Source organism: Rossellomorea sp. NPDC071047 (assembly GCF_050270195.1).
Lineage (GTDB): Bacteria > Bacillota > Bacilli > Bacillales > Bacillaceae_B > Rossellomorea.
Map to the genome: position 1 here is coordinate 149,686 of NZ_JBNNJT010000001.1, position 25,542 is coordinate 175,227.

Here is a 25,542-nt window from a genome sequence, read left to right on the forward strand (position 1 = left end):
CTTGGCTGAGAGCATTTCTACAATGTGACTTAGTGAATGAACACTCAGGAGGTTTCTCTCTGAAAAAGATTCTTTAGTAGGAGATGAACGTACCAGGCGTTAACTGGCTAAGTGGAGGTCTTGATAGACTTCAATTAGGGTGGCACCACGGGAATAACAGCTCTCGTCCCTTGTATGATATACAAGGGACTGAGGGCTTTTTTTATTTACATAAATATCAATTTGCTTGATAAAAGGAGGAAATCAACTTGTCCATTCAGATTCCAAGAGGTACACAGGACATTCTACCAGGTGAAGTAGAAAAATGGCAGTACGTAGAGGAAGTGGCGAAGAATCTTTGCCACGCCTATCAGTATAAAGAAATCCGCACACCTATCTTTGAGGCGAGCGAATTGTTTACCAGAGGCGTAGGGGATACCACGGATATCGTTCAAAAAGAAATGTATATGTTTGAAGATCGTGGAGGCAGAAGCTTGTCGCTCCGACCTGAAGGAACCGCTTCTGTTGTTCGCTCATTTGTAGGAAATAAGATGTTCGGGGCTCCAAATCAACCAACGAAGCTCTTTTACTCCGGTCCAATGTTCAGATACGAAAGACCACAAGCCGGCCGCTACCGCCAATTTGTACAGTTCGGGGTTGAGGCATTGGGAAGTGAAGATCCGGCGATTGATGCAGAAGTGATTTCACTCGCGATGGGGATTTACAAGAAGCTGGGACTCACTCAATTAAAGTTAGTCATTAATAGTCTTGGTGATACGGGCAGTCGAAACGCCCACAGAGAAGCGCTGATCAATCACTTTAAACCAAGAATCGATGAATTCTGCGGAGACTGTCAGAATCGTTTAGAGAAGAATCCGTTGCGTATTCTCGATTGTAAAAAAGATCGTGACCATGAATTGATGGCTACGGCGCCATCGATTCTCGAATACTTGAATGATGAATCGAAAGCCTATTTTGAAAAAGTCCAAACCCACTTAACCGGTATGGATGTTGAATTCGTAGTCGACCCGACTCTTGTTCGCGGCCTTGATTATTATAATCACACAGCCTTTGAAATCATGAGTGATGCAGAAGGCTTTGGAGCCATCACGACCCTTTGTGGTGGAGGACGCTACAATGGGCTGGTGGAAATGATCGGTGGTCCGGAAACTCCAGGAATCGGTTTTGCCTTCAGTATCGAAAGACTACTTTCCGCACTCGCAGCTGAAAACGTTGAACTTCCAATCGAGCAAGGCGTTGAGTGTTTTATCGTTTCGATGGGAGAAGAAGCGAAGGACTATGCAGTTAAGCTTCTTCACAATTTAAGACAGGTGGGGATTTCTTCGGAAAAGGATTACCTTGATCGAAAGGTGAAAGGTCAATTTAAAGCAGCGGACCGCTATGAAGCGAAATATGTAGCCGTCATTGGCGACAATGAATTACAGGAAAATAAAATCAACCTGAAAGATATGTCTACTGGTGAGCAGGAAGAAGTAAGTCTTGATCGTTTTGTAGAGATTGTGAAAGGCAAACTTGGTAAATAGAACCCGTTGATTTTGACAAGGAGGAGAACATGATGACAAAAAGAACAGCGTATTGTGGAGATATCACAGAATCATATATCGGTGAAAAAATTACGATTAAAGGCTGGGTACAAAAGAGAAGGGACTTAGGTGGATTAATCTTCATCGACCTTCGTGACAGAGAAGGAATCGTACAAGTCGTCTTTAATCCGGACTTATCCGGAGAAGCCCTCGCCCTTGCGGAGAAAATTCGTAATGAGTACGTACTTAGTGTGACAGGTAATGTCGTGGCAAGAGGAGAAGGAACGGTCAACCCTAACCTGAAAACGGGGAAAGTGGAAATTCATGTAGAAGAGGTTCAAATCATTAATGAAGCGAAGACGCCTCCTTTCATGATAGATGATCAGATGGAAGTGTCTGATGATGTCCGCTTGAAATATCGTTATGTAGATCTTCGCCGCCCAGCGGTGATGGAAACATTAAAAATGCGTCATAATGTTACCACCTCTTTCCGTAACTTTTTAAACGAAAACGGATTCCTGGATGTGGAAACTCCGATCTTAACGAAGAGTACGCCTGAAGGTGCCCGTGATTACTTAGTGCCGAGCCGTGTTCACCAAGGTGAATTTTACGCGCTGCCACAATCACCGCAAATCTTCAAGCAATTGCTGATGGTATCCGGTTTCGACCGCTATTACCAAATTGCCCGCTGTTTCCGTGACGAGGATCTTCGAGCAGATCGTCAGCCGGAATTCACTCAGATCGATATGGAAATGAGTTTCATGGATACAGAACAAATCATTTCCCTTGTAGAAGATATGATGAAGAAGCTGATGACTGATGTGAAAGACCTGAATGTTCAATTACCATTCCAAAGAATGACGTATGATGATGCCATGAGTCGTTACGGTTCAGACAAACCGGATACGCGTTTTGGAATGGAACTGATCGACGTATCGGAAATCGTGAAGGAATCCGGATTTAAAGTATTCGCTGGCGCTGTAGCAAACGGTGGTCAGGTGAAACTGATCAATGTAAAAGGCGGGGCTTCCCAGTATTCCCGTAAAGACATCGATGGGTTGACAGAGTTTGTTGCACGTTACGGTGCAAAAGGGCTTGCATGGTTAAAGGTAGAAGAAGAAGGCTTAAAAGGACCTATTTCTAAATTTGTGACAGAAGCGGACGCTGCGCAAATCTCTGCTTCAGCGAATGCAGAATCGGGAGACTTACTGCTGTTCGTGGCTGATAAAAAATCAGTAGTGGCAGATGCCCTGGGGGCCCTTCGCCTGAAGTTAGGGAAAGAATTGAAACTGATTGATGAAACAAAGTTCAATTTCCTATGGGTGACCGACTGGCCATTGCTTGAGTTTGATGAAGGGGAGAATCGTTATTATGCAGCCCACCATCCATTCACGATGCCGGTGAGAGAAGACCTGGAACGTTTCGAGACAGATCCTTCCTCGGTCCGTGCGGAAGCATATGACTTAGTATTGAATGGATACGAGCTTGGAGGGGGATCCCTTCGTATTTATGAGCGTGATATTCAAGAAAAGATGTTTAAAGTACTTGGTTTCTCAAAAGAAGAAGCAGAAAAGCAGTTTGGGTTCCTATTGGAGGCCTTTGAATATGGAACACCACCACATGGCGGGATCGCCCTTGGACTCGACCGTTTAGTGATGCTCCTTGCGGGACGAACAAATCTCCGTGATACCATAGCGTTCCCTAAAACGGCAAGTGCCAGCTGTGTGTTGACGGATGCTCCTGGTGAAGTGAGTGAAGCTCAATTAAAAGAGTTATCCTTGTCGCTGGATGTAGAATAATGTAAATAAGTTCCGAGGGTCATTCGTTGAAATCATCAAGGTGATATGATATTATTTAAACAATCACAAACGAGTCCTGATGTGTGCGACGTTTTTACCTAACAGTTTTGACCGAACACTTCAAACTTTGGGAGCTTGACGTTTCTGCTAGGCGTTCATGCCTCATGCCGAGGACTAACAAATAGTGGAATAAAGCACCCACCTGCCGAGAGCGGGTTCAAAACGAAGGAAATGATGGCGACGGCACGATTGGGACTCGTCCAAACATGATTTTTAATGAAGATCCTATAGAATGAAGAGTCAGGCTGAAAGTTGCCTGGCTTTTTTTGTTGAGGCTAAACCTCCTCTCAATAGGGTAAACGAATGAGGAGGACAACATTTCATATTGATTTTCAGTCCTGTATCCTTTATTCTAATTCAGTATAAACCTAGTTGAATACTTATAATGGAGTTGATTATTTTGCTACACCAGTTTTCACGGAATGAACTAGCGATCGGTAAGGAAGGTCTTCAAACCCTTAAGAATAGTACCGTGGCAGTACTCGGAATCGGGGGAGTGGGATCCTTTGCAGCCGAAGCTTTAGCCAGGTCAGGTGTAGGCCGTCTTGTGTTAGTGGATAAAGATGATGTGGATATTACAAACGTGAATCGTCAAGTTCATGCATTGCTTTCTACAGTAGGTCAGCCGAAAGTCGATCTGATGAGGGACCGCATCAAGGATATTAATCCTGAATGTGAAGTCATCGCCTTAAAAATGTTCTACACGGAAGAAACCTACGAGGAATTCTTCAATCAGGGATTGGATTACGTCATAGATGCTTCTGATACGATTTCGTACAAAATACATTTAATGAAAGAATGTTTAAAACGCGATATTCCATTGATCGCGAGCATGGGAGCGGCCAATAAAAACGATCCGACACGCTTCAAAATTGCGGATATCAGCAAGACTCATACGGATCCAATCGCAAAGGTGATCCGGACCCGTCTGAAAAAAGAAGGCATAAAAAAAGGCGTGACTGTTGTTTTCTCTGATGAGAGTCCCATCGTCATCCGTGAAGAAATCAGAAAAGAAGTAGGTAATGATGATGCGAAGATTCGTAAAGCGCAGCTTCCACCATCTTCAAACGCATTTGTCCCATCCGTTGCAGGTCTTGTTGCAGCCAGTCATGTGATGAATCAGCTATTAAAGCATATTGAAATCAAAAGGGTAAAAGACAAATAATGCCCAGAAAAAGACTGAATCCATATGGATTCAGTCTTTTTTGCTCTAAACAGTTTGGTGAATTCTAACTTCCAGCCTCCTCTTAGCGGAATACATTCTTGAAAATAATTCCATTAATTGGGTCAAAAAAGGATTGACGGTAAAACGTGTCATAGTGTACTATCTAACTAGAACACTAAAACACGTTATGAAGGAGTGCAAGTATGAACGCTTTTAAAGGTCTTCTTTGGAAAGACTTCAAAACCTCCAAGGTTTGGTTCTATGGCTGGATTGCCATAATTTTTCTGATTTACATCATAGGAATGGTGATCGGAAATTTCGTCAACGAGCCTATAATCGTTCAAGTGTTTATTATCATGATCGGCGTGTTTCACTTTGCGTTTTTGCCGGGTATTGTCTTGTCCATGCTTCGATTAGAAGGAAAGACGCAGCTTTGGCTCCATAGTCCTAATAGTGGATTTATGCTTTTGTTGCCGAAACTGATTATTGCCTTTATATACTCTACGCTGTCCCTTCTATTAGTGGATCTTTTAGGGGTGATCACGATGGCGGTCTTCCCTGATGACTCTCTTTTCTCCTATTGGCCAATTAAAGAAGGTGTCCTATTTAATTTAGGAGTAACTGTAGTAGGTCTATATTTTTCCGGATGGACGATTTTCCTGTGGACTTTCTACCACTCACTTTCAAAGTATCCATCCATTAAGAACATACGATGGATCATTGTAGCTGGTTTTATCATTTTGTATCAAAGTGTGGTCGCATTTCTTATGAGCATTAAGTGGGTGGAAAGATTACTTTTCGATACTTTTACAGTTGAAGTGAGTTCCGGCGTCTTTCTCTCGGTTGGATCTAATGAGGCGAATGCAGGTTTTGACCCTGAAATGATCCCGCTCCCGTTGTTGCCGTTTGTATTCGAAGGAATGATCATGATTATCGTATTTATCATTTCCTGTTGGCTATTAGATCGTAAGGTTGAGGTGTAGTATATGACAGAAGAATATACAGCTTCCAAGCCTATATACCTTCAAATAGCTGACCGGATCATACGAGAGATTGTAAGAAAAGAATTATCTCCTGGGGACAAACTGCCTTCTGTTAGGGAAATGGCCGTTCAATCGGGGGTGAATCCAAATACCATTCAGCGTACGTATAGCGAATTAGAGAGGATGGACATTGTGGAGACGAGGAGAGGGCAGGGAACATTTGTCACGGAAAAGGAAGAGGTTCTTTCGGTTTTGAACGAAAAAGTTCAAGAGGAAGTAATCGAGTTGTTCATTAAAAACATGAAAGAACTGGGGTTAACAAAAGAACAGATGATTAAAAGAGTCGAGAGATATTTTGTTCAAAGAGGGGGGGAATAGGATTGGTTGTGAGATTTGAAGCTGTGACCAAAAAATATGGCAATGAATTGGCCTTGAAAAAAACGTCGTTTCACTTCGAAAGAGGGAAGATTTATGGTTTGCTTGGCCCAAATGGCAGCGGGAAATCGACCACTTTAAAGATGATCGCAGGCTTGGTTCTACCTAATTCAGGTACAGTGACCATGAACGGTAGGCCGATTACCAGGAAGCGAGCCAGTGAAGTGGCTTATTTAACAGAACTGGATATGTTTTATGAAGCCTTTACCGTTGATGGGATGATCCGGTTTTACGCCTCTCAGTTCTCCGACTTTGATATACAGCGTGCACATGAGTTAGTGGGATTCATGGATCTGGAAAGTAAGAAAAAAATCAAGCATTTATCAAAAGGAAATCGCGGCAGACTGAAACTTGTTCTTACCTTGTCCCGAAATACTGAGGTCCTGCTCCTGGATGAACCATTTTCAGGATTGGATCCCATGGTAAGGGACTCCATCGTAAAAGGTCTCTTATCCTATATCGATTTCGGAAATCAAACAGTGATCATTGCAACCCATGAAATTGATGAAATTGAAGGGATTCTGGATGAAGCTTATATCATCCATGATGGTGAAATTAAAGGGCACTGTCAGGTAGAGGAGCTTAGAGAAATAGAAGGATTGTCTGTCCTGCAGTGGTTGAAACAAACAACGAAAAAAGAAGGGAAGATGAAGTGATGAAGACGGTTGTGCAATTACAGGGTGTCTCGAAAGTCATTAAAGGCAAGACCATTATCGATAATTTATCCTTTGATGTGTATGAAGGGGAAGTATTCGGTTTTCTGGGACCGAATGGAGCAGGAAAAACAACGACGATCCGAATGATAGTAGGACTAATGAATATCTCAAAAGGAGACGTCCTGATTTCTGGGAAAAGCATCAAAAAAGATTTCGAAGGTGCCATAAAGGATGTCGGTGCCATCGTAGAAAACCCTGAGCTCTATAAATTCATGTCCGGGTATCAGAACTTAAAGCATTTTGCCCGCATGCAAAATGGAATCACAGAAGAAAGAATGAAGGAAGTCATCGAACTGGTCGGTTTAACGGACCGTATAAATGATAAAGTGAAAACCTATTCGCTTGGGATGAGACAGCGCTTGGGTCTTGCGCAATGCCTGCTCCATAAACCGAAGCTCCTCATTCTCGATGAGCCTACAAATGGTTTGGATCCAGCCGGTATCCGCGAAATTCGTGCGTATATCAGAAAGCTAGCCCAGGAAGAGGGTATGGCGGTCATCGTATCCAGTCACTTATTATCTGAAATGGAAATGATGTGCGATCGAATCGGGATCATCCAATCCGGAAAGCTTGTGGATGTACAGCAGGTACGTGATTTCGTTGAAGGGTCCGAACAGGTTTACCATTTTGAGGTGAATGATGTAGAAAAGATCAAAGCTGTACTCAATAAGTTCGATCCGGGAATCAAATATGAAACGAAGGGTTCGGAAGTACAGGTCGCTTTAACGAAGGAACAAGTACCGAATGTCATACGGGCATTAGTGGATGCGGATGTTCAAATCTTCAGTGTCATGCCAATTGCCAAGACACTGGAAGACAGGTTCTTAGAAATCACGAATGAAAAAGGAGAGGTCGTGCATGCTTAGTCTCATTAGAAATGAATGGACAAAAATATTTAAACGGGTCGGAACATATGTCATGCTCGGATTGCTTATTCTGATCATTGGAGTGACAGCAGCTTTTACGAAATATGATGACGGGAAAGCCAAGGAATCGGAAAACTGGAAGCAGGAACTCTCAGCGCAAGTGGAAGCGGATAAACAAATGTTATCTGAAAATCCAAATATGAACAAATTCATAGAGAAGGACACTGAACGAAGAATTGCCCTGAATGAATATCGTATTGAAAATGATATTCAACCGAAAGTAAAAGAAACGGTCTGGACGTTTGTTGAAACGAATGCCTTTTCCGTACTTGTTGTCGGTCTGTTTGCCATCATTGTGGCAGCAGGCATAGTGGCAAGTGAGTTTAGCTGGGGGACGATCAAGCTTTTGCTCATTCGTCCCATCTCAAGAACAAAGATTCTTCTATCGAAGTATTTCACCGTCATCTTATACGGAATGAACATGCTGCTTATATTATTTGTCGTATCGTTCCTGATCGGCCTTCTATTATTTGGCGGAACAGATCAGTCCACCCACTTGGCGTATGTAGATGGCAAGGTTGTTGAGCAGAACATTGTCGGGTACTTGATCAAAACGTACTTGTTGAAAACCATTGATGTCGTGATGATGGCTACAATGGCCTTCATGATTTCAACTGTGTTCAGAAGCAGCTCACTGGCTATCGGGATCTCCTTGTTTCTATTATTTGTGGGAGCCAATGCAACGAGTCTGCTGGCTCTTCGATTCGACTGGGCAAAATTCAGTTTGTTCGCAAACACTGATCTGACTCAATATACAGGTTTCACACCACCGCTAGTGGACGGAATGACCATGGGCTTCTCCATCACCATGCTCATCATCTACTTCATCATCTTCCAGCTCCTTGCATTCATCGTCTTTAATAAAAGAGATGTAGCGGCATAGAAAAGCGGAGGCGGCTTGGTCAGGCCCGACAAGCATAAGACGAACCACCCTGAAAGGCGCCCTTTGCCTTTATGGGTGGTTTGACTTATGACCTCGAGGGCCTAGCCGCCGTAGCTGGACAACAAAAAAGCACTAAAAAATGACGGACTCATCAGAGTTCGTCACTTTTATGCATATCGGTATAAATCTGAGAACTTCAAACGTGTGACCTGTTGCAGGAGAAAGGCTGGTTCAGTGGCATCTTTTTTTCGAAGAGTATTTAAAGCTTCTATCATTTCATCATGAGTCATGATCCCCACTCCGTGCCCGAAATACTGATCCTCTTCTAAAAACACAGAATTTTCCCCCATCCATATCGGATCGTCATAGTCAGGGTTTGAGAAATAGTAAACATCCCCTGGAATATAGTCCACCCCTTCATAGGTGACCATACTCATATCATCGTCATAATTGTGACCCCAGACTAATAGGGGGGAGAACAGTTGATTGAAATAAGAAGTCCTGATCGTATCAAGAATCGATTTATAGTATATGAGGACAATGCTGGTGACGCATTCGAAGCTATAGGCAGAGCTATTTGTGAATATATCTTCAATGGCCTCTGATGGAAGCTTCGAGTCGCGAAGTCTATATCCGTAGGGAGTCTTGATCCAAAAAGTAGAGTTGAAATAGGAGTGTTCAAAAGCAGCGAATTTGGCGTCACCTTCATCCATGCTCCTAGCATTGGCAATGAACCGTTCCCGCATCTTCAACTCAAATCTGAGCTCGCCTAAATTACCATAACGATACTCTGTAGGACTGCTTTCCAGCGCCTTAACGATGTTTTCTTCTACAGGTGATAGATTCTGCAACCCACTACTGGACAATCCATTTTCAATGATAATCAATCCATACACCTCCAGGCCTTTTTACTAATGTATGATGGGGTGGTGTGATATGGCATTGACTCTTGAAAGTTTATGATTGAATATGTGCGCTTAGACCTTTGGGCAATTAACCCGTTGTTCACAATTTTGCACAACAAATCCCCAAACTGGCACAAGTTTGGGGAAAAGTGGAACAAGTAAGACCAAGGGTGGCAAAAGTTTTTTTATCTTCATTAAAAATTGCTGTAAAGCAGAGAAAACCATTATTTCATCTGCTTATTAATCTTCTCATACACCTGTGCAATCGCCTGTTCAAACTTGCCTGTGGATTTAGGAGTATAGTATTGAGCGTTCTTAAGTTTATCTGGTAAATAGGTTTGAGGTACCCACCCTGATTCATAGCTGTGTGGATACTTGTATTCGATCCCTCTACCAAGTTCTTTTGCCCCTTGATAATGGGCGTCTTTCAAGTGATCCGGAACCTCACCGCTTTTTCCCTTACGGATATCACCGAGTGCAAGGTCGATGGCAGTGATCGCCGAGTTCGATTTAGGTGAGAGACAAAGCTCTATGATCGCGTTGGCTAAAGGGATTCTGGCTTCTGGAAACCCGATTTTCTCAGCTGTTTCGACTGCCGCCAGTGTTCTTGGTCCCGCTTGGGGGTTGGCAAGTCCGATATCTTCATAGGCAATCACCAATAATCTGCGGGCGATGCTCGGAAGGTCCCCGGCTTCAACGAGTCTGCCTAAATAATGAAGAGCGGCATTCACGTCACTCCCGCGGATCGATTTCTGAAACGCGCTTACGACATCATAATGGGCGTCACCGTCTTTATCGTGGGAAAAGCTTTTCATTTGCAGGCACTCTTCTGCGATATTGACATCAATAAAAATAACACCGTCCTCTTTCGGTGAAGTGGACAAGACAGCCAGTTCCAATGCATTTAACGAACTCCTCACATCTCCAAAGCTGCTGCTTGCAAAATGTTCAATGGCATCAGAGGTTACATCAAGTGAATATCCACCTAATCCACGCTCTTCATCCTTTATGGCTCGATGCAAGGCGATTTTCATTTCATCAATCGTAAGTGGCTTTAGCTCGAAAATTTGGCATCTGCTTCTGATTGCTGGATTAATGGCATGGTAGGGGTTGCTCGTCGTTGCCCCGATCAATGTGATCATACCGTTTTCCAAATAAGGAAGGAGAAAATCCTGCTTCCCTTTATCCAAGCGATGAACCTCATCCAATAGAAGGATCACTTTCCCGGACATCTTGGCTTCTTCTGCAACGATTTGAATATCTTTTTTATTATTGGTTACGGCATTCAATGTTTTAAAACGGTATTTCGTACTTCCTGCAATGGCGCTCGCGATGGATGTTTTTCCTATACCCGGTGGACCGTATAATATCATGGATGACAGCTGCTTCGCTTTTACCATCCTGTCTATGATTTTTCCTTCTCCAACTAAATGCTGCTGACCGATGATCTCATCAATGGTCCTCGGTCTCATCTTAAAGGCAAGTGGTTTAATCGACATGAAACATCTCTCCAAACTGACGTTCTAGTTAAATTCACTTTATCATAGGAGGTTCTCATAAGGAAATATTGTGGCTTTAGGAAAGGGGTGGGGAAAGTGATTGATGCCGCCCCTTTCACAGTTAGAGGACGGATATGCTATAATAACAAAAGTCTATACAGAATAAAAAATACGTCTGAACGTGACGTTATTAAATATAGTAGAGGTGCTGGACATGAAGATATCAACTAAAGGCCGATACGGTTTAACGATTATGATTGAATTAGCAAAACGCCATGGTGAAGGGCCGACTTCACTGAAGACGATCGCACAGCAGCATGAGCTGTCGGAACATTATCTTGAACAGCTGGTCGCTCCACTGCGTAATGGCGGTCTTGTTAGAAGTATCCGGGGGGCGTACGGTGGTTATGTATTGGGACATGAGCCATCTGAAATTACAGCGGGAGATATTATCAGGATCCTTGAAGGTCCCATTAGTCCTGTAGAAGGAATTGAAGATGAAGAACCGGCAAAACGTGAGCTATGGATCCGGATCAGGGATGCCGTTAAAGAAGTACTCGATAATACAACGATAGAAGATTTAGCCAGTCATTCAGATGACGGTGAATCAGATGCGTACATGTTCTATATCTAGGAGGTAACGAAAAATGGAAAGAGTGTACCTGGATCATGCTGCAACGTCTCCCATGCATCCTGAAGTAATTGAAGAAATGACTTCAGTGATGAAGGAGTCCTTTGGTAATCCATCGAGCATTCATTCATTTGGGCGTGCATCACGACATCTTGTCGACCGTGCACGTACCATCATCGCTCAAAGTATTCATGCAGATTACAATGATATCATATTTACAAGCGGTGGGACTGAAGCGGATAATTTAGCTATCATCGGTTCTGCCGAGGCGAATAGACGAAAAGGAAATCATATCATTACGACACAAACAGAGCACCATGCTGTTTTACATGCGTGTGAATTTCTTGAATCCCAAGGGTTTGAGGTGACTTATCTGTCTGTAGACCCTACAGGCAGGATATCGGTGGAGGAACTGCAAAAGGAACTTCGAGACGATACAATCCTTGTTACGATTATGTTTGGAAATAATGAGGTAGGAACGATTCAGCCGATTAAAGAGATTGGACAGCTTCTGCAAAATCATCAAACTTATTTTCATACAGATGCTGTACAAGCGTTTGGCTTGACACACATTGACGTGAAAGAGCTTGGAATCGATTTGCTTTCGGTTTCGGGTCATAAAATAAATGGTCCTAAAGGAATAGGCTTTCTTTATTCACACAAAAACGTGGAACTTCAGCCTGGATTATATGGTGGAGAACAGGAAAGAAAGCGCCGAGCAGGTACAGAAAACGTCCCGGCCATTGTTGGTCTGGGGAAGGCTGTAGAAATTGCTCAAAAAGCCATTGAAGAGAAGAATTCTCACTACTCTCGTTTCAAGGTTTTACTGAAAGAGACCTTAGCCGGAGAAGGCATTGATTTTGAGGAGAACGGATCTCTTGAGCATGGATTGCCCCATGTGCTAAACTTAAGCTTTCCCGGCACGGATGTAGAATCCATGCTGGTGAATTTAGATATGTCAGGTATCGCTGTTTCAAGCGGTTCTGCTTGTACGGCTGGATCTATAGAGCCTTCACATGTATTGGTCGCGATGTTTGGCAAACAGTCAGTGAATTCAAGGAACTCCATCCGTTTCAGCTTTGGTCAGGGGAACACGGATGAGCAGATTGTCTGGACTGCCCATGAAGTCGCAAAGATCGTGAAGCGATTAACAACATAAAAAACTCGCCTGAAACGGGCGATTGAACGAATAAGGAGGTGTGGCGTTAGTGAAAAAAGAACCAAAGGATACGAGAGTGGTCGTTGGAATGTCTGGTGGGGTGGACTCTTCTGTGGCCGCATTATTATTAAAGCAACAAGGCTATGAAGTCATCGGGATTTTTATGAAAAACTGGGATGATACCGATGAAAATGGGGTTTGTACCGCAACAGAAGATTACAACGATGTGATTCGGGTATGTAACCAAATTGGTATTCCTTACTACGCTGTGAATTTTGAAAAACAATATTGGGATAAAGTGTTTACGTATTTCTTGGATGAATATAAAGCGGGAAGAACACCAAACCCGGACGTGATGTGTAATAAGGAAATCAAGTTCAAAGCATTCCTTGACCATGCATTGAAACTTGGTGCAGATTATTTGGCAACCGGCCACTATGCACAGGTTGAATACCGTGATGGAGAATACAAGATGCTCCGAGGTGTCGACAACAATAAGGATCAAACGTACTTCCTCAATCAGTTAGGGCAGGAGCAACTTGAAAAGGTGATGTTCCCACTAGGCGGCATCGATAAGAAAAAGGTTAGGGAAATTGCGAAGGAAGCGGGCCTTGCCACAGCTGCCAAGAAAGACAGTACGGGGATTTGCTTCATCGGTGAACGCAACTTCAAAGATTTCTTAAGCAATTACTTACCTGCCCAACCGGGAACGATGGAAACATTAGACGGTAAAGTGATGGGAAAACACGATGGATTGATGTACTATACGATTGGCCAACGTCATGGACTGGGTATAGGTGGAGCAGGTGAGCCGTGGTTCGCCATCGGTAAGGACCTTGAAAGAAACGTGCTCTATGTAGGTCAAAGCTTTGAGCATCCCGCCCTTTATTCAGATTCCATCCTCGCAACGGATGTTCACTGGACTTCAAATGGTGAGAAACCAGCTGAATTCGCCTGTACGGCCAAATTCCGTTACCGTCAGGATGATAACAAAGTAACGGTCATTCCTTTGGAAGATGGTAAGGTGAAAGTCATCTTTGACGAGCCTATACGTGCTGTTACACCAGGACAAGCCGTTGTTTTCTACAACGGTGATGAGTGTCTGGGTGGAGGAACGATCGATACCATTTATAAAGATGAGAAGAAACTTACGTATGTAGGTTAAGGCTGAACACAAAAAAGGACTGAGAAGAAGAGATGTATCACCTCTCTTCTCTCAGTCCTTTTTTCATCATTGATGTATAACAATATTGGGAGTGCCTTATGTTATACTAGTAACGATAAAGCATACATAAACCATACTACTATAGAGGTGTTTTAAATGGATAAGAATCTAAAAGGAATTGAGTTATTACAAGAAGGAAAAGTAGAAGAGGCTGTGAAGCTCTTTACAGAAACCATCGAAGAAAATCCTAAGGATCCTGTCGGATATATTAATTTCGGGAACGTATTAATGTCGGTTGGAGACAATGATAAGGCGAAGAAGTTTTTCGAACGGGCGATCTCGATCGACGAGAATGCAGGGGCAGCATACTATTCCCTGGGGAACCTGTACTTTAATGAAAATAACTTTGATGAAGCAAAGGATCAGTTTGAAAAGGCCGTTTCAAAGGGAATGGAGAATGCCGACGTTTACTTCATGCTTGGAGTAAGCCTGTTTCAATTAGAGCAGCCGAGACTCGCACTTCCTTACTTACAACGAAGCGTCGAGCTGAATGAAGATGACGTGGAGGCACGCTTCCAGTTAGGTCTATGTTTAGCGAAGGTTGAAGCATATGAAGAAGCGATTGCGCATTTGTCTCAAGTAGTGGAAGCAGATCCAACTCACGTAGATGCTTACTACAACTTAGGGGTTGCCTATGCAGGTCATAAGGATGATGCAGATACGGCACTGATGTATTTCAACAAAGCAATCGAAGTTCAACCAGATCATATGCTGGCGGGCTATGGCATCAAGATGATCGAAAAGCTGAAAAATGAACAAAGTGAATAGTTAGGAGGTTCACTGATTTGAGCCAGCAAGATTCTTTAAAGCTGTTTGGTGAGGAAGAAATCTATATAAAAGGAAGACACCTTGTCACGATTTTTCATAATGAGGAAAATCTCTATACCGTCGTCCGTATCCGGGTGGACGAAACGAATGATTCTTATGAAGACAAAGAAGCGGTCGTAACCGGGAATTTTCCCAAGATACATGAAGATGAAACTTATGTGTTTTACGGAAGATTTCAAGAACACCCAAAGTTTGGCATGCAGTTTCATGCGAAGCATTTCAAGAAAGAAATCCCACAAACCACACAAGGTGTCGTCCATTATTTATCAAGTGATTTATTTAAAGGGATCGGGAAGAAAACAGCTGAGAAGATAGTGGAGCATATCGGGGAAAACGCCATCACGAAAATACTCGAAAATCCAAGCCTCCTTGATGAAATCCCCAAACTTCCAAAGGAAAAGGCGAAAAGTATTTATGATACGCTTTCCGAGCATCAAGGCTTGGAGCGGGTCATGATCATGCTGAATGATCTGGGTTTTGGACCCCAAATTTCCATGAAGGTCTATCAAGCCTATAAAGAGCAGGCACTTGAGATCATTCAAAATAACCCCTATAAGCTCGTGGAAGATATTGAAGGGATCGGCTTTACACGGGCCGATGAGATTGGTTCTAAGATTGGTTTGACAGGCAGTCATCCCGACCGGATCAAAGCAGGCTGTTTATACACCCTTGAACAAACTTGTGTAAAGCAGGGCCATGTGTATCTCGAGGCAGAAGAACTCATTGTAACTGTGAAGGAGCTCCTTGAGAAAAGTCAGCCCGAAAAGGTCGATTACACTGAAATATCCAGTCAACTGGTTTCCTTGGAGGAAGAGGGAAAAGTCATTGGAGAAGGCACAAAGGTGTATGTTCCTTCTCTTTATTTCTCGGAAAAAGGGATCGTGACAAACATCGAAAAGATTTTGTCTCAAACCCAATATAAAGATCAATTTCCTCAATCCGAATTTCTTCTGTCACTTGGAGCATTAGAGGACCGACTGGGGGTTCAATACGCACCTTCCCAAAAAGAAGCCATCGAAACAGCGTTAATGTCTCCCATGCTTCTGTTAACGGGAGGACCCGGTACCGGTAAGACGACCGTCATTCAGGGGATTGTCGAGCTGTTTGCTGATCTCCATGGCTGTTCCCTGGATCCCAAGGATTACAAAGATGAACCCTTCCCTGTCTTACTGACAGCCCCGACTGGTCGAGCGGCGAAGAGAATGACAGAATCCACGGGCCTCCCTGCCATGACGATTCACCGTCTTTTAGGCTGGAACGGTCAAGAAGGATTTCAGAGCGATGAAGAACGGGCTATTGAAGGGAAGCTGTTAATTGTGGATGAAGTGTCCATGGTCGACACATGGCTTGCCCATCAATTATTGAAGGCCCTGCCTGAAGATATTCAAGTGATATTTGTCGGGGATGAGGATCAATTACCGTCTGTAGGTCCCGGCCAGGTACTGAAGGATCTATTGAAATCGGAAGTGGTGCCGACAGTCAGGTTAACGGATATTTATAGACAGGAAGAGGGCTCTTCCATTATTGAACTTGCCCACTATATGAAAAAGGGACAGGTTCCTCCAGATCTGACCAAACAGCAAAAGGATCGATCCTTCTTCCCGTGCAGAACCAATCAGATATCCGAAGTCGTTCAAAAAGTCGTTGAGAACGCGAAGAAAAAAGGGTACTCCCCAAAGGATATACAGGTCCTTGCTCCTATGTATCGAGGCCCTGCAGGTATCGATCGATTGAATGAACTCCTTCAGGAAATCTTCAATAGCAATGACGGTACCCGGAAAGAGATCGCCTTTGGAGATGTGAAATATCGTATCGGGGATAAGGTTCTTCAACTGGTCAATCAACCCGAAAACAATGTTTTCAATGGGGATATCGGTGAAATCGTCTCGATCTTTTATGCGAAGGAAAACACCGAGAAGCAAGATATGATCATCGTTTCATATGAAGGAAATGAAGTCACCTATACGAGGCAGGATCTCATGCAAATTACCCATGCATATTGTTGCTCGATCCATAAGTCACAAGGTAGTGAGTTTCCCATTGTGATTTTACCTGTCGTGAAAAGCTATTATCGGATGCTGAGAAGAAATCTTCTATACACTGCCATCACCAGGAGCAAGCAATTCCTCATTCTTTGCGGTGAGCTTGATGCTTTTAAGCTTGGAGTGGAGAGGGAAGATGATTTTCTCCGCAAAACATCTCTAAGCGAAAAACTGAACGGTATAACCGCTGGTGAAGAGAATACGGCACTTTCTCCTGTAGAAGGTTTACCCATTGAAGAATTCTTGCTGAATGAGGATCCAATGATTGGAATGGAAGGCATCAGCCCCTATGATTTCATGAAAGCATAAGGTCAACGAATGAATATTTCTCTAGTAGAAATTATTCATTCGTTGACCTTTTTCTATTGGTTTACTGTCTCGCCCACTGGTTTTGCACATCTTTCAAATAAGTGAATTTGTGTTCTAGATGAAGGTGGGAACATAACGAGGACCGTTCCTTTCCGCTCCAGGCACTTGCTTTCCGCGGGGAGGAAGTCAAGCCTCCTCGGGCTTTGCCCTGCGGGGTCTCGACCTTTCCTCTATCTCCCGCAGGAGTCAAGTGCCTTCCGCTGCAATCCACTCTGTGCTACTACCTTGTTTCTGCTTGTATGTATAGATAAACAAATTTTCTACGAAAGAGTACAAAAAAATGAGTGTTAACTCATAATTAGGAAAAGCATATTGAACTAACTTTCAAATGGGTCAGACAATTCATTTGGTCTATATTTGGTAGCAAATGTTTACTGCATAAATAGCTATATCTGTTCCTTGAATGACAAAAAATAGTTCGAAAATCACTCTTTTCTGTAGATAATCTTTTTTGCTCCGCGGTAAATAACCTTTAGTGAAGAGTAGTGGTCGATCTTCAATAGTGTACTGAAATTCTGTTTTCTATAGTTTGTTTTTGTCACTTTTAAATCTCTGTCAGGCGAATTTCTTATAGATGGTGAGGGGAACTGCGTAGACTCCTGCGGAAGTACGGGCGTGCCGAGACCCCGGAAGCGAAGCTGAGGAGGCTCGGCCGAACGTCCGCGGAAAGCGAAGCGGTTCCCCTCACCATCCAGCACACACTAATGGACAGAGCCTAAGCAGATCTTCAGTTTATAAATATAAGCAATCATTGCGATGAGCCTATTGATAACAATAATTGTTAACGTAAAAATAAATTAAGTTGACATATATTCAAGGAAAGGGATATCCTTATCTTGTAGAAAAAAGACAGATGGGGGAAGACAGATGAACAGAAAATTAAGGACAATCGATCTTACACTGGCAGGGATGTTTGTTGCTCTTATGGCGATAGGTGCCAACATCACCACATTCGTACCTTTTATGGTAGTGGGCGGTGTACCCATTACGTTACAAACGTTCTTCGCCATTTTAGCAGGAGCGATCCTTGGAAGCAGGGTCGGGGCGATTTCCATGACAGTGTACGCGCTGGTAGGATTAGTGGGTGTTCCTGTCTTTGCACGATTTGGAGCAGGGTTATCTTCTATTGTGAGTCCGACATTCGGATTTATCGTTTCGTTTATTTTCACAGCTTACATTACAGGTAAAATCGTAGAAAAACATAAAGGAATCAAGGTCTACATTTTCGCCGCACTAGTCGGGATGACTGTCAATTATGTGGTGGGAACGAACTGGATGTATGCTGCATACAAGCTATGGGCTGCAGCTCCTGAAGGGTTTACTTATAAACTTGCATGGGCCTGGATGGTGGTCCCTCTACCGAAGGATATCATATTAGCCGTGTGTGCTGGAATTATGGCTCATCGCCTGGAGAAATCGGTCTTATCAAAGAGTACATTTAAAAATATAAAAAGAGCGGCATAAAAGGGGAGGAATTTCACATGAAAACGTGGAAGGAACTGGCACTTGGAGTGATCGACGGAGAGGAAATCAAAAATGAAGAGGCTTTATCGATTTTACAAAGTCCGGATGATGAGCTTCTGGAATTATTGCATAGCGCTTACCTGATTCGAAAACATTATTATGGGAACAAAGTGAAATTGAATATGATCATCAATACGAAATCGGGTTTATGCCCTGAAAACTGCGGCTATTGTTCACAGTCCATTGTTTCAAATGCTCCGATTGAGAAATACCGCATGGTGGATAAAGAGACAATTCTAAAAGGAGCTGAAAATGCTCACCAGCTAAATGTGGGAACATATTGCATTGTGGCAAGTGGAAGGGGCCCGAGCAATCGTGAAGTCGATCATGTGGTTTCGGCAGTAAAGGAAATCAAAGAGCAGTATAACTTAAAAGTATGTGCGTGTTTAGGGTTATTAAAAGACGATCAGGCGAAACGGTTAAAGGAAGCAGGGGTGGACCGTTATAACCATAACATCAATACTTCAGAGAATCATCATGAAAACATCACCACTTCCCATACATATGAAGACAGGGTGAATACCGTTGAACAAGCGAAAGCACAAGGGATTTCTCCCTGTTCCGGAATCATTGTCGGCATGAAAGAGACATTGCAGGATGTGGTTGATATGTCCCGCAGTTTAAAGGTGCTTGATGCCGACTCCATTCCCGTGAACTTTTTACATGCTATAGATGGTACCCCTCTTGAAGGGACAAACGACCTCGATCCGAGATATTGTTTGAAGGTCCTTTGTTTAATGCGTTTCATCAACCCGACAAAAGAGATTCGAATTTCAGGTGGGCGGGAAGTGAATCTTCGCAGTTTACAACCACTGGGACTTTATCCGGCCAACTCGATTTTTGTTGGCGATTACTTAACGACAGCCGGCCAGGAAGGGACAGCCGATCACCAGATGCTTGAAGATCTTGGGTTTGAGGTTGATTATGTGAAGGAAGTAAGTGAGCAGGCAACATCATGAAAATTGAATAAATAAATTTAGGTGGGTGCTTTGGAAAAGGTTACTCCTTATGAAATCAAGAAAATATCCCACACTATATAAGAACGGTGATCTAACATCGTTTTTAGCGGATATTCTCATTGAACAAGTATAAAATGAGCTCTGATTGGTCATGATGGTAGGGAATACACACCAGGTTTGGTGTAATAGAGGTGAACCTTACCGATGAAGTGTCCAAATTGTCAGAGCAAAGATATCGGAAAGATCGGCATCAACCAATATTATTGTTGGGGTTGCTATATAGAGCTTTCCTTGTCAAAGGGAGTCATTCATACTCATCAAGTGGAAGAGGATGGATCACTGAGCTCCTTAGACGACTTGTTTGATGAGGAAGAACGCCGACTAAGCTAGGAAGAGGTGTCTTTCTTGAACAAAACATTTGCATCCATCGTTGGTTTTGGAGCAGGAATCGCTGCTTCTATCTATTCACAAAGATCCAATATGATGAACCAAAGACAAATGAAACGAATTCGTAAACAAGTAAAGAAACTTTTTTAACAGCTAAAAGGCTGACTTTCGGGTCAGTCTTTTTTTATGTTATACCTAAATGAATAAAATACCCTTCTATCTTCCAACAATATAGAAGAGAAGGGAGTGTTGATGATGGAAAAGAAACCCTATGCCAAATGGTTGTACCGACTTTCAATAGCTCTTATTCTTGCTATATTCCTATATATTCTCTACTTATTAAAGCCTGTATGGCATCCGGTCCTGGAAGTATTGTTCTTTTCGCTCCTTCCCTTTTTGATAGGGGGATTCATTGCCTATTTGCTTCATCCAATAGTAGAAAAAATCCATGAGGCGGGCATTCATAGAGGGATAGCGATCATGCTCATCTACATCCTTTTCTTCGGAGGATTAGGGTATGCGGTCTATAAGGGGACTCCAATCATCATACATCAGCTGAAAGATTTATCAGAGAATGCGCCACTTTTTACAAAACAATACCAGAGGTGGCTGGACTATGTGCAAAGCGAGACCTCCACTTGGCCTGACGGAATACAATCTCAATTAGAGGAAAGAATCGACGGGATCGAAGCCTGGTTGACGGGGCTTGTCGCAGTCGTTCTGGCCACTGTGATGAAGTTTATGAACAGCTTGCTGCTTGTTGCGATCATTCCCTTCGTATCCTTTTATTTATTAAAGGATATTACGAAAGTGAAAAAATTCCTGTGGCAGCTTACTCCTAAAAAATGGAGGGATAGCGCAATCTCTTTTTCAAGGGATGTGGATGAATCGCTGGGAGGCTATATCCGGGGACAGCTTTTAGTTTGTTTGATCATAGGGGGACTTTCAGCATTAACACTCTGGTTGATCGGTATGAAGTATCCCTTGATCCTCGGGTTGATCATTGGAGTAACCAATGTAATACCCTATTTCGGACCGATTATCGGAGCCGTTCCTGCTGCCATTGTGGCCAGTACGATTTCAGTCAATATGATGATATATGTCGTCATCATGGTCATAGTTCTCCAATTCTTTGAGGGGAATATCTTATCGCCCCTCATTGTCGGAAAAAGCCTACATATGCATCCACTGTTTATTATGGGTGCCCTTATCCTTGGTGGTGAGGTAGGGGGTGTGATCGGCATGATTGTTGCAGTACCTTTTTTAGCGGTGGTAAAAGTAGCGATATTACATGGACGAACCCATTTCATTCATGCAAATGGTGAAGATTGACTAGAAAAATAAGAATCAACATTGACAAATACAGTGAATATTTCTATAATCCAACATATACAAGTATTCGTATAAAATGAAAGCAATGAAGGATCGAGTACGTTATAGCCCATCTACCAGAGAGGAATCCCCCAGGCTGTAAGGGATTTTAGATGAAGGATAACCGAATGCTAATCCTGAGTGCAGGTAAAGCCTGCCGTCTATCCGCGTTAAGGTGTTTTGAGGGATGAATATAAGAAAAGCGGAAGGGCTTTCCTTTATTCATAACCAGGGTGGTACCGCGAGAAACAGCTCTCGTCCCTGTTTTAGGGATGAGGGCTTTTTTGTATTCTTTTTTAACCATACATATAAAGGAGGAAGCTTGAAATGAACAAATTAACAGGCGCAGAAATTCGTCAGAAGTTTTTAGATTTCTTTCAGGAAAAAGGACACGGGGTGGAACCAAGTGCATCATTGGTTCCGCATGAGGATCCGTCCCTTTTATGGATCAATAGTGGGGTAGCGACATTAAAGAAATATTTTGATGGACGTGTCATCCCTCAAAATCCAAGGATCGTGAATGCCCAAAAGTCGATTCGTACTAATGATATTGAAAATGTAGGGAAAACAGCACGCCATCACACGTTTTTCGAAATGCTTGGAAACTTCTCGATCGGAGAATATTTTAAAGTAGAAGCAATTGAATGGGCTTGGGAATTTTTGACTGACGCGAAATGGATCGGTTTTGATCCCGAAAAGCTTTCGGTTACCATTCACCCTGAAGATCATGAAGCATTTGACATCTGGAACAAAAAAGTAGGCGTACCAGCTGAACGAATCATCCGCATTGAAGGGAACTTCTGGGATATCGGGGAAGGTCCAAGTGGCCCGAATACAGAAATCTTCTACGATCGCGGGTCGGAATATGGGGACAATCCTGAAGACCCTGAATTATATCCGGGTGGGGAGAATGATCGTTACCTTGAGGTATGGAATCTCGTGTTCTCACAATTCAACCATAACCCTGACGGAACGTACACTCCACTCCCTAAGAAGAATATTGATACCGGTATGGGACTTGAACGTATGGCATGTGTGGTTCAGGAAGTACCTACAAACTTTGATACTGATTTATTTATGCCGATCATTTCTGCTACTGAAGAAATTTCCGGTAAGTCATACGGCAAGGACAGTGAAATCGACGTAGCGTTCAAGGTCATCGCTGATCATATCAGAACGGTTTCCTTTGCGATCGGTGACGGAGCTCTTCCATCCAATGAAGGCCGCGGCTATGTATTAAGAAGATTGCTTCGCCGTGCGGTTCGATTTGCGAAACAAATTGAAATCAACCGTCCATTCATGTATGAGTTGGTTCCGGTTGTTTCTGAAATCATGGTGGATTTCTATCCGGAAGTGAAGCAAAAAGCGGAATTCATCCAAAAAGTAGTGAAAAATGAAGAAGATCGCTTCCACGAAACATTGAACGAGGGGCTTGCTATTCTTTCTTCCATCATCAAGGTACAAAAATCTGCAGGTAACAAGATCGTTCCTGGTGAGGATGTCTTCCGTTTGTATGATACGTACGGATTCCCGGTTGAATTAACGGAAGAATATGCAGAAGAAGAGGGATTAACAGTTGATCATGATGGTTTTGAGAAAGAGATGGAAGCTCAGCGTGAAAGAGCGAGATCGGCTCGCCAGGATGTAGGAAGCATGCAGGTGCAGGGTGGAGTCCTTAGTGACATCACGGTAGAAAGTCGCTTTGTAGGGTATGATACCTTAGAAACGACTGCTACTATTCTTGAACTGTTGGTTGACAATGAGCGCCAACCGAAAGTTGATAAAGGACAGGAATGTCAATTCATCCTCGACCAGACACCTTTCTACGCAGAGAGCGGCGGACAAATCGGAGATAAAGGATACATTGAAGCTATGGGTGTGAAAGTTTTGGTGACAAACGTCAAGAAAGCGCCTAATGGCCAAAACCTCCACTCTGCCATCGTTGAAGAAGGTACAATAGAGCAACATGCACAGGTGCTTGCTAAAGTATCCCGTGAATCCAGAACAAGAGTCGAGAAAAATCACACAGCTACTCACATCCTTCATCAGGCATTGAAAGATGTTCTTGGAGATCATGTAAACCAGGCAGGTTCCTTAGTAGAACCAGATCGCCTCCGATTCGACTTCTCTCATTTCGGTTCTGTTTCCCAGGAAGAGATTGAGCGAATCGAAACCATCGTCAATGAGAAGGTCTGGAAGGCTATTTCAGTGAACACAGCCCTTAAATCATTATCAGAGGCAAAAGCGATGGGGGCGATGGCTCTATTCGGAGAAAAATACGGCGAAGAAGTCCGCGTCGTATCGATTGGAGAATATAGCTTAGAACTTTGTGGTGGCTGTCATGTATCGAACACGTCTGAAATCGGGTTATTTAAGATCCTTTCTGAAAGTGGAATCGGAGCAGGCACAAGAAGGATTGAAGCTGTTACAGCAGAGAATGCTTATAAAGTGTTGAATGATCAAGTTTCTCAACTGAAAGAAGTAGCAGGCAAACTTAAAGCGAACCCTAAAGAAGTCGTCAACCGGGTGGACTCTTTATTAGTAGAAATGAAAGAGCTTCAGAGAGAAAATGAATCATTATCCGCAAAGTTGTCTAACATAGAAGCAGGTAGCTTAACGGATCAAGTCAAAGTCATTGACGGGGTGAATGTTCTTTCCGCGAAAGTGGCTGCTGGAGATAGCAATGGATTACGTACAATGATGGATGATCTTAAACTGAAATTGGGCTCCGGGGTTATTGTGTTGGCAACAACTGGAGACGACAAAGTTACGATCATTGCAGGAGTTACGAAGGACTTAGTCGAAAAAGGATATCATGCTGGAAAACTTGTTAAAGAAGTGGCTTCACGCTGTGGTGGAGGAGGCGGTGGCCGTCCGGACATGGCTCAAGCCGGGGGTAAACACCCGGAAAAAGTAGAAGAAGCCCTGCAAATTGTAGAAGAATGGGTCAAATCCATTTAACTCCGTGTTAAAGTGGTGTACAATGTAGGTAACGATTAACAATTCGGTTGTCAAAAAGACAAGCCTAAAGAGAGGTGCTAAAAATGAGTTCTTTTGACAAAACGATGCGATTTGATTTTTCAGAGGAGCCGTTCGAACATGACGTGAAGGAAGTACTCCTGCAGGTTCATGATGCTCTTCAAGAAAAAGGATACAACCCGATCAATCAAATCGTAGGGTACTTATTATCTGGAGATCCTGCTTACATTCCTAGACATCAAGATGCCAGAAATATCATCCGCCGTTTAGAACGTGATGAGATCATCGAAGAATTAGTCAAATCGTATTTGAAACAGCACAAAGAGGGATAATACATGCGTGTAATGGGTTTAGACGTCGGCTCTAAGACAGTGGGAGTCGCAATTAGCGATGAGCTTGGTTGGACCGCTCAAGGAATTGAAACGATTAAGATCGACGAAGATCAAGGTGTGTTCCGGATCGACAGATTAAAGGAACTTGCCGAAGAGTACCAGGTGGATACAGTTGTAGTCGGATTGCCTAAAAACATGAACAACTCAATTGGTCCCCGGGGAGAAGCGTCTAAAGCTTATGGAGAATTAATTCAGCAAGAGTTATCCCTTCCCGTTAAGTACTGGGATGAACGACTGAGTACAATGGCTGCGGAACGAGTCCTTTTAGAAGCCGATGTAAGTAGGAAGAAACGTAAGAAAGTAATTGATAAAATGGCGGCAATGATGATCCTCCAAGGATATCTTGACAGCCAAAAATAATGAGGTGAATGTTCATGGAACACGGAGAAAAACAAATTACAGTAGTTGACGAACAAGGAAATGAACAATTATGCGAGGTTCTTTTCACGTTTGAATCAGATAAATTCAATAAATCATATGTCCTTTACTATCCACTGGGAGCAGATGAGAACGACGAAGAAGAAATTGAAATTCATGCTTCTGCATTCCTTCCTGGAGACGAAGGTCAAGAAGGCGAATTAAAGCCGATTGAAACTGAAGATGAGTGGGACATGATCGAAGAAATGTTAAACACTTTCTTAGACGAAGAAGAAGACGCAGAATAAGCAATAAGCTATAGTTTCATAAGAAACAGGGACCGCAAAAAGGGACAAAAAATTCACCTTTTTGCAGGTCCCTGTTTCACTTTGTGCAAAATATTGTATAATAGTGGAGATGATGTC

The 25,542-nt window shown here is 43.0% G+C and carries 24 protein-coding genes, 1 other RNA gene and 2 other annotated features (1 of these 27 only partly in view); of the genes, 23 read left to right on the plus strand and 2 right to left on the minus strand.

Annotation, left to right across the window (positions count from 1 at the left end):
- Window positions 1-174: a binding site (T-box leader), on the plus strand; it begins 56 nt to the left of the window's first position.
- Window positions 175-248: 74 nt separating this feature from the next.
- The 9 genes from hisS to ACQKFO_RS00755 all read left to right on the plus strand — a co-directional run bounded on the left by hisS (window position 249) and on the right by ACQKFO_RS00755 (window position 8,490).
- The gene (gene hisS, locus ACQKFO_RS00715) at window positions 249-1,523 is read left to right on the plus strand and encodes a histidine--tRNA ligase (protein ID WP_427596450.1); all 1,275 of its coding nucleotides are present in this window, start codon (window positions 249-251) and stop codon (window positions 1,521-1,523) included.
- A 32-nt stretch (window positions 1,524-1,555) separates the two neighbouring features.
- On the plus strand, window positions 1,556-3,322 hold the full coding sequence (aspS, locus tag ACQKFO_RS00720) for an aspartate--tRNA ligase (RefSeq protein WP_427596451.1): 1,767 nt from the start codon (window positions 1,556-1,558) through the stop codon (window positions 3,320-3,322).
- A 70-nt stretch (window positions 3,323-3,392) separates the two neighbouring features.
- A non-coding RNA gene (ssrS, locus tag ACQKFO_RS00725) (6S RNA) lies at window positions 3,393-3,582 on the plus strand.
- A gap of 200 nt (window positions 3,583-3,782) precedes the next feature.
- The gene (locus tag ACQKFO_RS00730) at window positions 3,783-4,547 is read left to right on the plus strand and encodes a tRNA threonylcarbamoyladenosine dehydratase (protein WP_427596452.1); all 765 of its coding nucleotides are present in this window, start codon (window positions 3,783-3,785) and stop codon (window positions 4,545-4,547) included.
- A gap of 203 nt (window positions 4,548-4,750) precedes the next feature.
- A complete protein-coding gene (locus ACQKFO_RS00735) occupies window positions 4,751-5,530 on the plus strand; it encodes a hypothetical protein (protein ID WP_427596453.1) in 780 nt (259 codons plus the stop codon).
- Between the two features lie 3 nt (window positions 5,531-5,533).
- Window positions 5,534-5,908 (plus strand): GntR family transcriptional regulator, encoded by a 375-nt coding sequence (locus ACQKFO_RS00740; protein WP_427596454.1) that lies wholly within the window; start codon window positions 5,534-5,536, stop codon window positions 5,906-5,908.
- A 2-nt stretch (window positions 5,909-5,910) separates the two neighbouring features.
- Window positions 5,911-6,621 (plus strand): ABC transporter ATP-binding protein, encoded by a 711-nt coding sequence (locus ACQKFO_RS00745; RefSeq protein ID WP_427596455.1) that lies wholly within the window; start codon window positions 5,911-5,913, stop codon window positions 6,619-6,621.
- Window positions 6,621-7,547 carry an ABC transporter ATP-binding protein gene (locus tag ACQKFO_RS00750; protein ID WP_427597746.1) on the plus strand — a complete coding sequence of 309 codons (927 nt, stop codon included), beginning with the start codon at window positions 6,621-6,623 and terminating at the stop codon, window positions 7,545-7,547. Before ACQKFO_RS00745 ends, ACQKFO_RS00750 begins: the two co-directional genes overlap by 1 nt.
- On the plus strand, window positions 7,540-8,490 hold the full coding sequence (locus tag ACQKFO_RS00755; protein WP_427596456.1) for an ABC transporter permease: 951 nt from the start codon (window positions 7,540-7,542) through the stop codon (window positions 8,488-8,490). Before ACQKFO_RS00750 ends, ACQKFO_RS00755 begins: the two co-directional genes overlap by 8 nt.
- Before the next feature lie 167 nt (window positions 8,491-8,657).
- Here the strand turns inward: ACQKFO_RS00755 and ACQKFO_RS00760 are convergent, their stop codons facing one another.
- Together ACQKFO_RS00760 and ACQKFO_RS00765 are read right to left on the minus strand one after the other, a co-directional pair.
- A complete protein-coding gene (locus ACQKFO_RS00760) occupies window positions 8,658-9,377 on the minus strand; it encodes a protein-glutamine gamma-glutamyltransferase (RefSeq protein WP_427596457.1) in 720 nt (239 codons plus the stop codon).
- 242 nt (window positions 9,378-9,619) lie between these two features.
- On the minus strand, window positions 9,620-10,894 hold the full coding sequence (locus ACQKFO_RS00765) for a replication-associated recombination protein A (RefSeq protein WP_427596458.1): 1,275 nt from the start codon (window positions 10,892-10,894) through the stop codon (window positions 9,620-9,622).
- Between the two features lie 214 nt (window positions 10,895-11,108).
- Here ACQKFO_RS00765 and cymR point away from each other — a divergent pair, with 214 nt between their 5' ends.
- The 14 genes from cymR (at window position 11,109) to ACQKFO_RS00835 (ending at window position 25,425) form a co-directional block, all read left to right on the plus strand.
- Window positions 11,109-11,528: a cysteine metabolism transcriptional regulator CymR gene (gene cymR / locus ACQKFO_RS00770; protein ID WP_044339554.1), complete on the plus strand. Its 420-nt coding sequence runs from the start codon at window positions 11,109-11,111 to the stop codon at window positions 11,526-11,528.
- Window positions 11,529-11,541: 13 nt separating this feature from the next.
- On the plus strand, window positions 11,542-12,684 hold the full coding sequence (locus tag ACQKFO_RS00775; protein WP_427596459.1) for a cysteine desulfurase family protein: 1,143 nt from the start codon (window positions 11,542-11,544) through the stop codon (window positions 12,682-12,684).
- 49 nt (window positions 12,685-12,733) lie between these two features.
- Window positions 12,734-13,849: a tRNA 2-thiouridine(34) synthase MnmA gene (gene mnmA, locus ACQKFO_RS00780; protein WP_427596460.1), complete on the plus strand. Its 1,116-nt coding sequence runs from the start codon at window positions 12,734-12,736 to the stop codon at window positions 13,847-13,849.
- Window positions 13,850-14,005: 156 nt separating this feature from the next.
- Window positions 14,006-14,677: a tetratricopeptide repeat protein gene (locus tag ACQKFO_RS00785; RefSeq protein WP_427596461.1), complete on the plus strand. Its 672-nt coding sequence runs from the start codon at window positions 14,006-14,008 to the stop codon at window positions 14,675-14,677.
- A gap of 17 nt (window positions 14,678-14,694) precedes the next feature.
- Window positions 14,695-17,088: an SF1B family DNA helicase RecD2 gene (recD2, locus tag ACQKFO_RS00790; protein WP_427596462.1), complete on the plus strand. Its 2,394-nt coding sequence runs from the start codon at window positions 14,695-14,697 to the stop codon at window positions 17,086-17,088.
- Window positions 17,089-18,015: 927 nt separating this feature from the next.
- A complete protein-coding gene (locus ACQKFO_RS00795) occupies window positions 18,016-18,612 on the plus strand; it encodes a biotin transporter BioY (RefSeq protein WP_148995798.1) in 597 nt (198 codons plus the stop codon).
- A 17-nt stretch (window positions 18,613-18,629) separates the two neighbouring features.
- On the plus strand, window positions 18,630-19,631 hold the full coding sequence (gene bioB / locus ACQKFO_RS00800; protein WP_427596463.1) for a biotin synthase BioB: 1,002 nt from the start codon (window positions 18,630-18,632) through the stop codon (window positions 19,629-19,631).
- 204 nt (window positions 19,632-19,835) lie between these two features.
- Entirely contained in the window at window positions 19,836-20,021 is a 186-nt protein-coding gene (locus ACQKFO_RS00805) for a hypothetical protein (RefSeq protein WP_034757353.1), read from the plus strand.
- 6 nt (window positions 20,022-20,027) lie between these two features.
- Window positions 20,028-20,168 carry a YrzQ family protein gene (locus ACQKFO_RS00810; RefSeq protein WP_113971292.1) on the plus strand — a complete coding sequence of 47 codons (141 nt, stop codon included), beginning with the start codon at window positions 20,028-20,030 and terminating at the stop codon, window positions 20,166-20,168.
- 102 nt (window positions 20,169-20,270) lie between these two features.
- Window positions 20,271-21,350 carry an AI-2E family transporter gene (locus ACQKFO_RS00815; protein WP_427596464.1) on the plus strand — a complete coding sequence of 360 codons (1,080 nt, stop codon included), beginning with the start codon at window positions 20,271-20,273 and terminating at the stop codon, window positions 21,348-21,350.
- A 76-nt stretch (window positions 21,351-21,426) separates the two neighbouring features.
- Window positions 21,427-21,655 (plus strand) — a binding site (T-box leader).
- 61 nt (window positions 21,656-21,716) lie between these two features.
- The gene (gene alaS / locus ACQKFO_RS00820; protein WP_427596465.1) at window positions 21,717-24,350 is read left to right on the plus strand and encodes an alanine--tRNA ligase; all 2,634 of its coding nucleotides are present in this window, start codon (window positions 21,717-21,719) and stop codon (window positions 24,348-24,350) included.
- Window positions 24,351-24,433: 83 nt separating this feature from the next.
- Window positions 24,434-24,700 (plus strand): IreB family regulatory phosphoprotein, encoded by a 267-nt coding sequence (locus ACQKFO_RS00825; RefSeq protein ID WP_034757362.1) that lies wholly within the window; start codon window positions 24,434-24,436, stop codon window positions 24,698-24,700.
- Between the two features lie 3 nt (window positions 24,701-24,703).
- A complete protein-coding gene (gene ruvX / locus ACQKFO_RS00830) occupies window positions 24,704-25,120 on the plus strand; it encodes a Holliday junction resolvase RuvX (RefSeq protein ID WP_148969767.1) in 417 nt (138 codons plus the stop codon).
- A gap of 14 nt (window positions 25,121-25,134) precedes the next feature.
- Entirely contained in the window at window positions 25,135-25,425 is a 291-nt protein-coding gene (locus ACQKFO_RS00835) for a DUF1292 domain-containing protein (protein ID WP_427596466.1), read from the plus strand.
- Window positions 25,426-25,542: the final 117 nt, after the last annotated feature.

What these genes read in the sequence shown, in the direction of transcription:
- aspS (WP_427596451.1), top strand. Translation starts at nt 1,556, where the DNA reads ATGACAAAAAGAACAGCGTATTGTGGAGATATCACAGAATCATATATC.
- ACQKFO_RS00735 (WP_427596453.1), top strand. Translation starts at nt 4,751, where the DNA reads ATGAACGCTTTTAAAGGTCTTCTTTGGAAAGACTTCAAAACCTCCAAG.
- ACQKFO_RS00740 (WP_427596454.1), top strand. Translation starts at nt 5,534, where the DNA reads ATGACAGAAGAATATACAGCTTCCAAGCCTATATACCTTCAAATAGCT.
- ACQKFO_RS00750 (WP_427597746.1), top strand. Translation starts at nt 6,621, where the DNA reads ATGAAGACGGTTGTGCAATTACAGGGTGTCTCGAAAGTCATTAAAGGC.
- ACQKFO_RS00755 (WP_427596456.1), top strand. Translation starts at nt 7,540, where the DNA reads ATGCTTAGTCTCATTAGAAATGAATGGACAAAAATATTTAAACGGGTC.
- ACQKFO_RS00765 (WP_427596458.1), bottom strand. Translation starts at nt 10,894, where the DNA reads ATGTCGATTAAACCACTTGCCTTTAAGATGAGACCGAGGACCATTGAT.
- cymR (WP_044339554.1), top strand. Translation starts at nt 11,109, where the DNA reads ATGAAGATATCAACTAAAGGCCGATACGGTTTAACGATTATGATTGAA.
- ACQKFO_RS00775 (WP_427596459.1), top strand. Translation starts at nt 11,542, where the DNA reads ATGGAAAGAGTGTACCTGGATCATGCTGCAACGTCTCCCATGCATCCT.
- ACQKFO_RS00785 (WP_427596461.1), top strand. Translation starts at nt 14,006, where the DNA reads ATGGATAAGAATCTAAAAGGAATTGAGTTATTACAAGAAGGAAAAGTA.
- ACQKFO_RS00795 (WP_148995798.1), top strand. Translation starts at nt 18,016, where the DNA reads ATGAACAGAAAATTAAGGACAATCGATCTTACACTGGCAGGGATGTTT.
- bioB (WP_427596463.1), top strand. Translation starts at nt 18,630, where the DNA reads ATGAAAACGTGGAAGGAACTGGCACTTGGAGTGATCGACGGAGAGGAA.
- ACQKFO_RS00805 (WP_034757353.1), top strand. Translation starts at nt 19,836, where the DNA reads ATGAAGTGTCCAAATTGTCAGAGCAAAGATATCGGAAAGATCGGCATC.
- ACQKFO_RS00815 (WP_427596464.1), top strand. Translation starts at nt 20,271, where the DNA reads ATGATGGAAAAGAAACCCTATGCCAAATGGTTGTACCGACTTTCAATA.
- alaS (WP_427596465.1), top strand. Translation starts at nt 21,717, where the DNA reads ATGAACAAATTAACAGGCGCAGAAATTCGTCAGAAGTTTTTAGATTTC.
- ACQKFO_RS00825 (WP_034757362.1), top strand. Translation starts at nt 24,434, where the DNA reads ATGAGTTCTTTTGACAAAACGATGCGATTTGATTTTTCAGAGGAGCCG.
- ruvX (WP_148969767.1), top strand. Translation starts at nt 24,704, where the DNA reads ATGCGTGTAATGGGTTTAGACGTCGGCTCTAAGACAGTGGGAGTCGCA.
- ACQKFO_RS00835 (WP_427596466.1), top strand. Translation starts at nt 25,135, where the DNA reads ATGGAACACGGAGAAAAACAAATTACAGTAGTTGACGAACAAGGAAAT.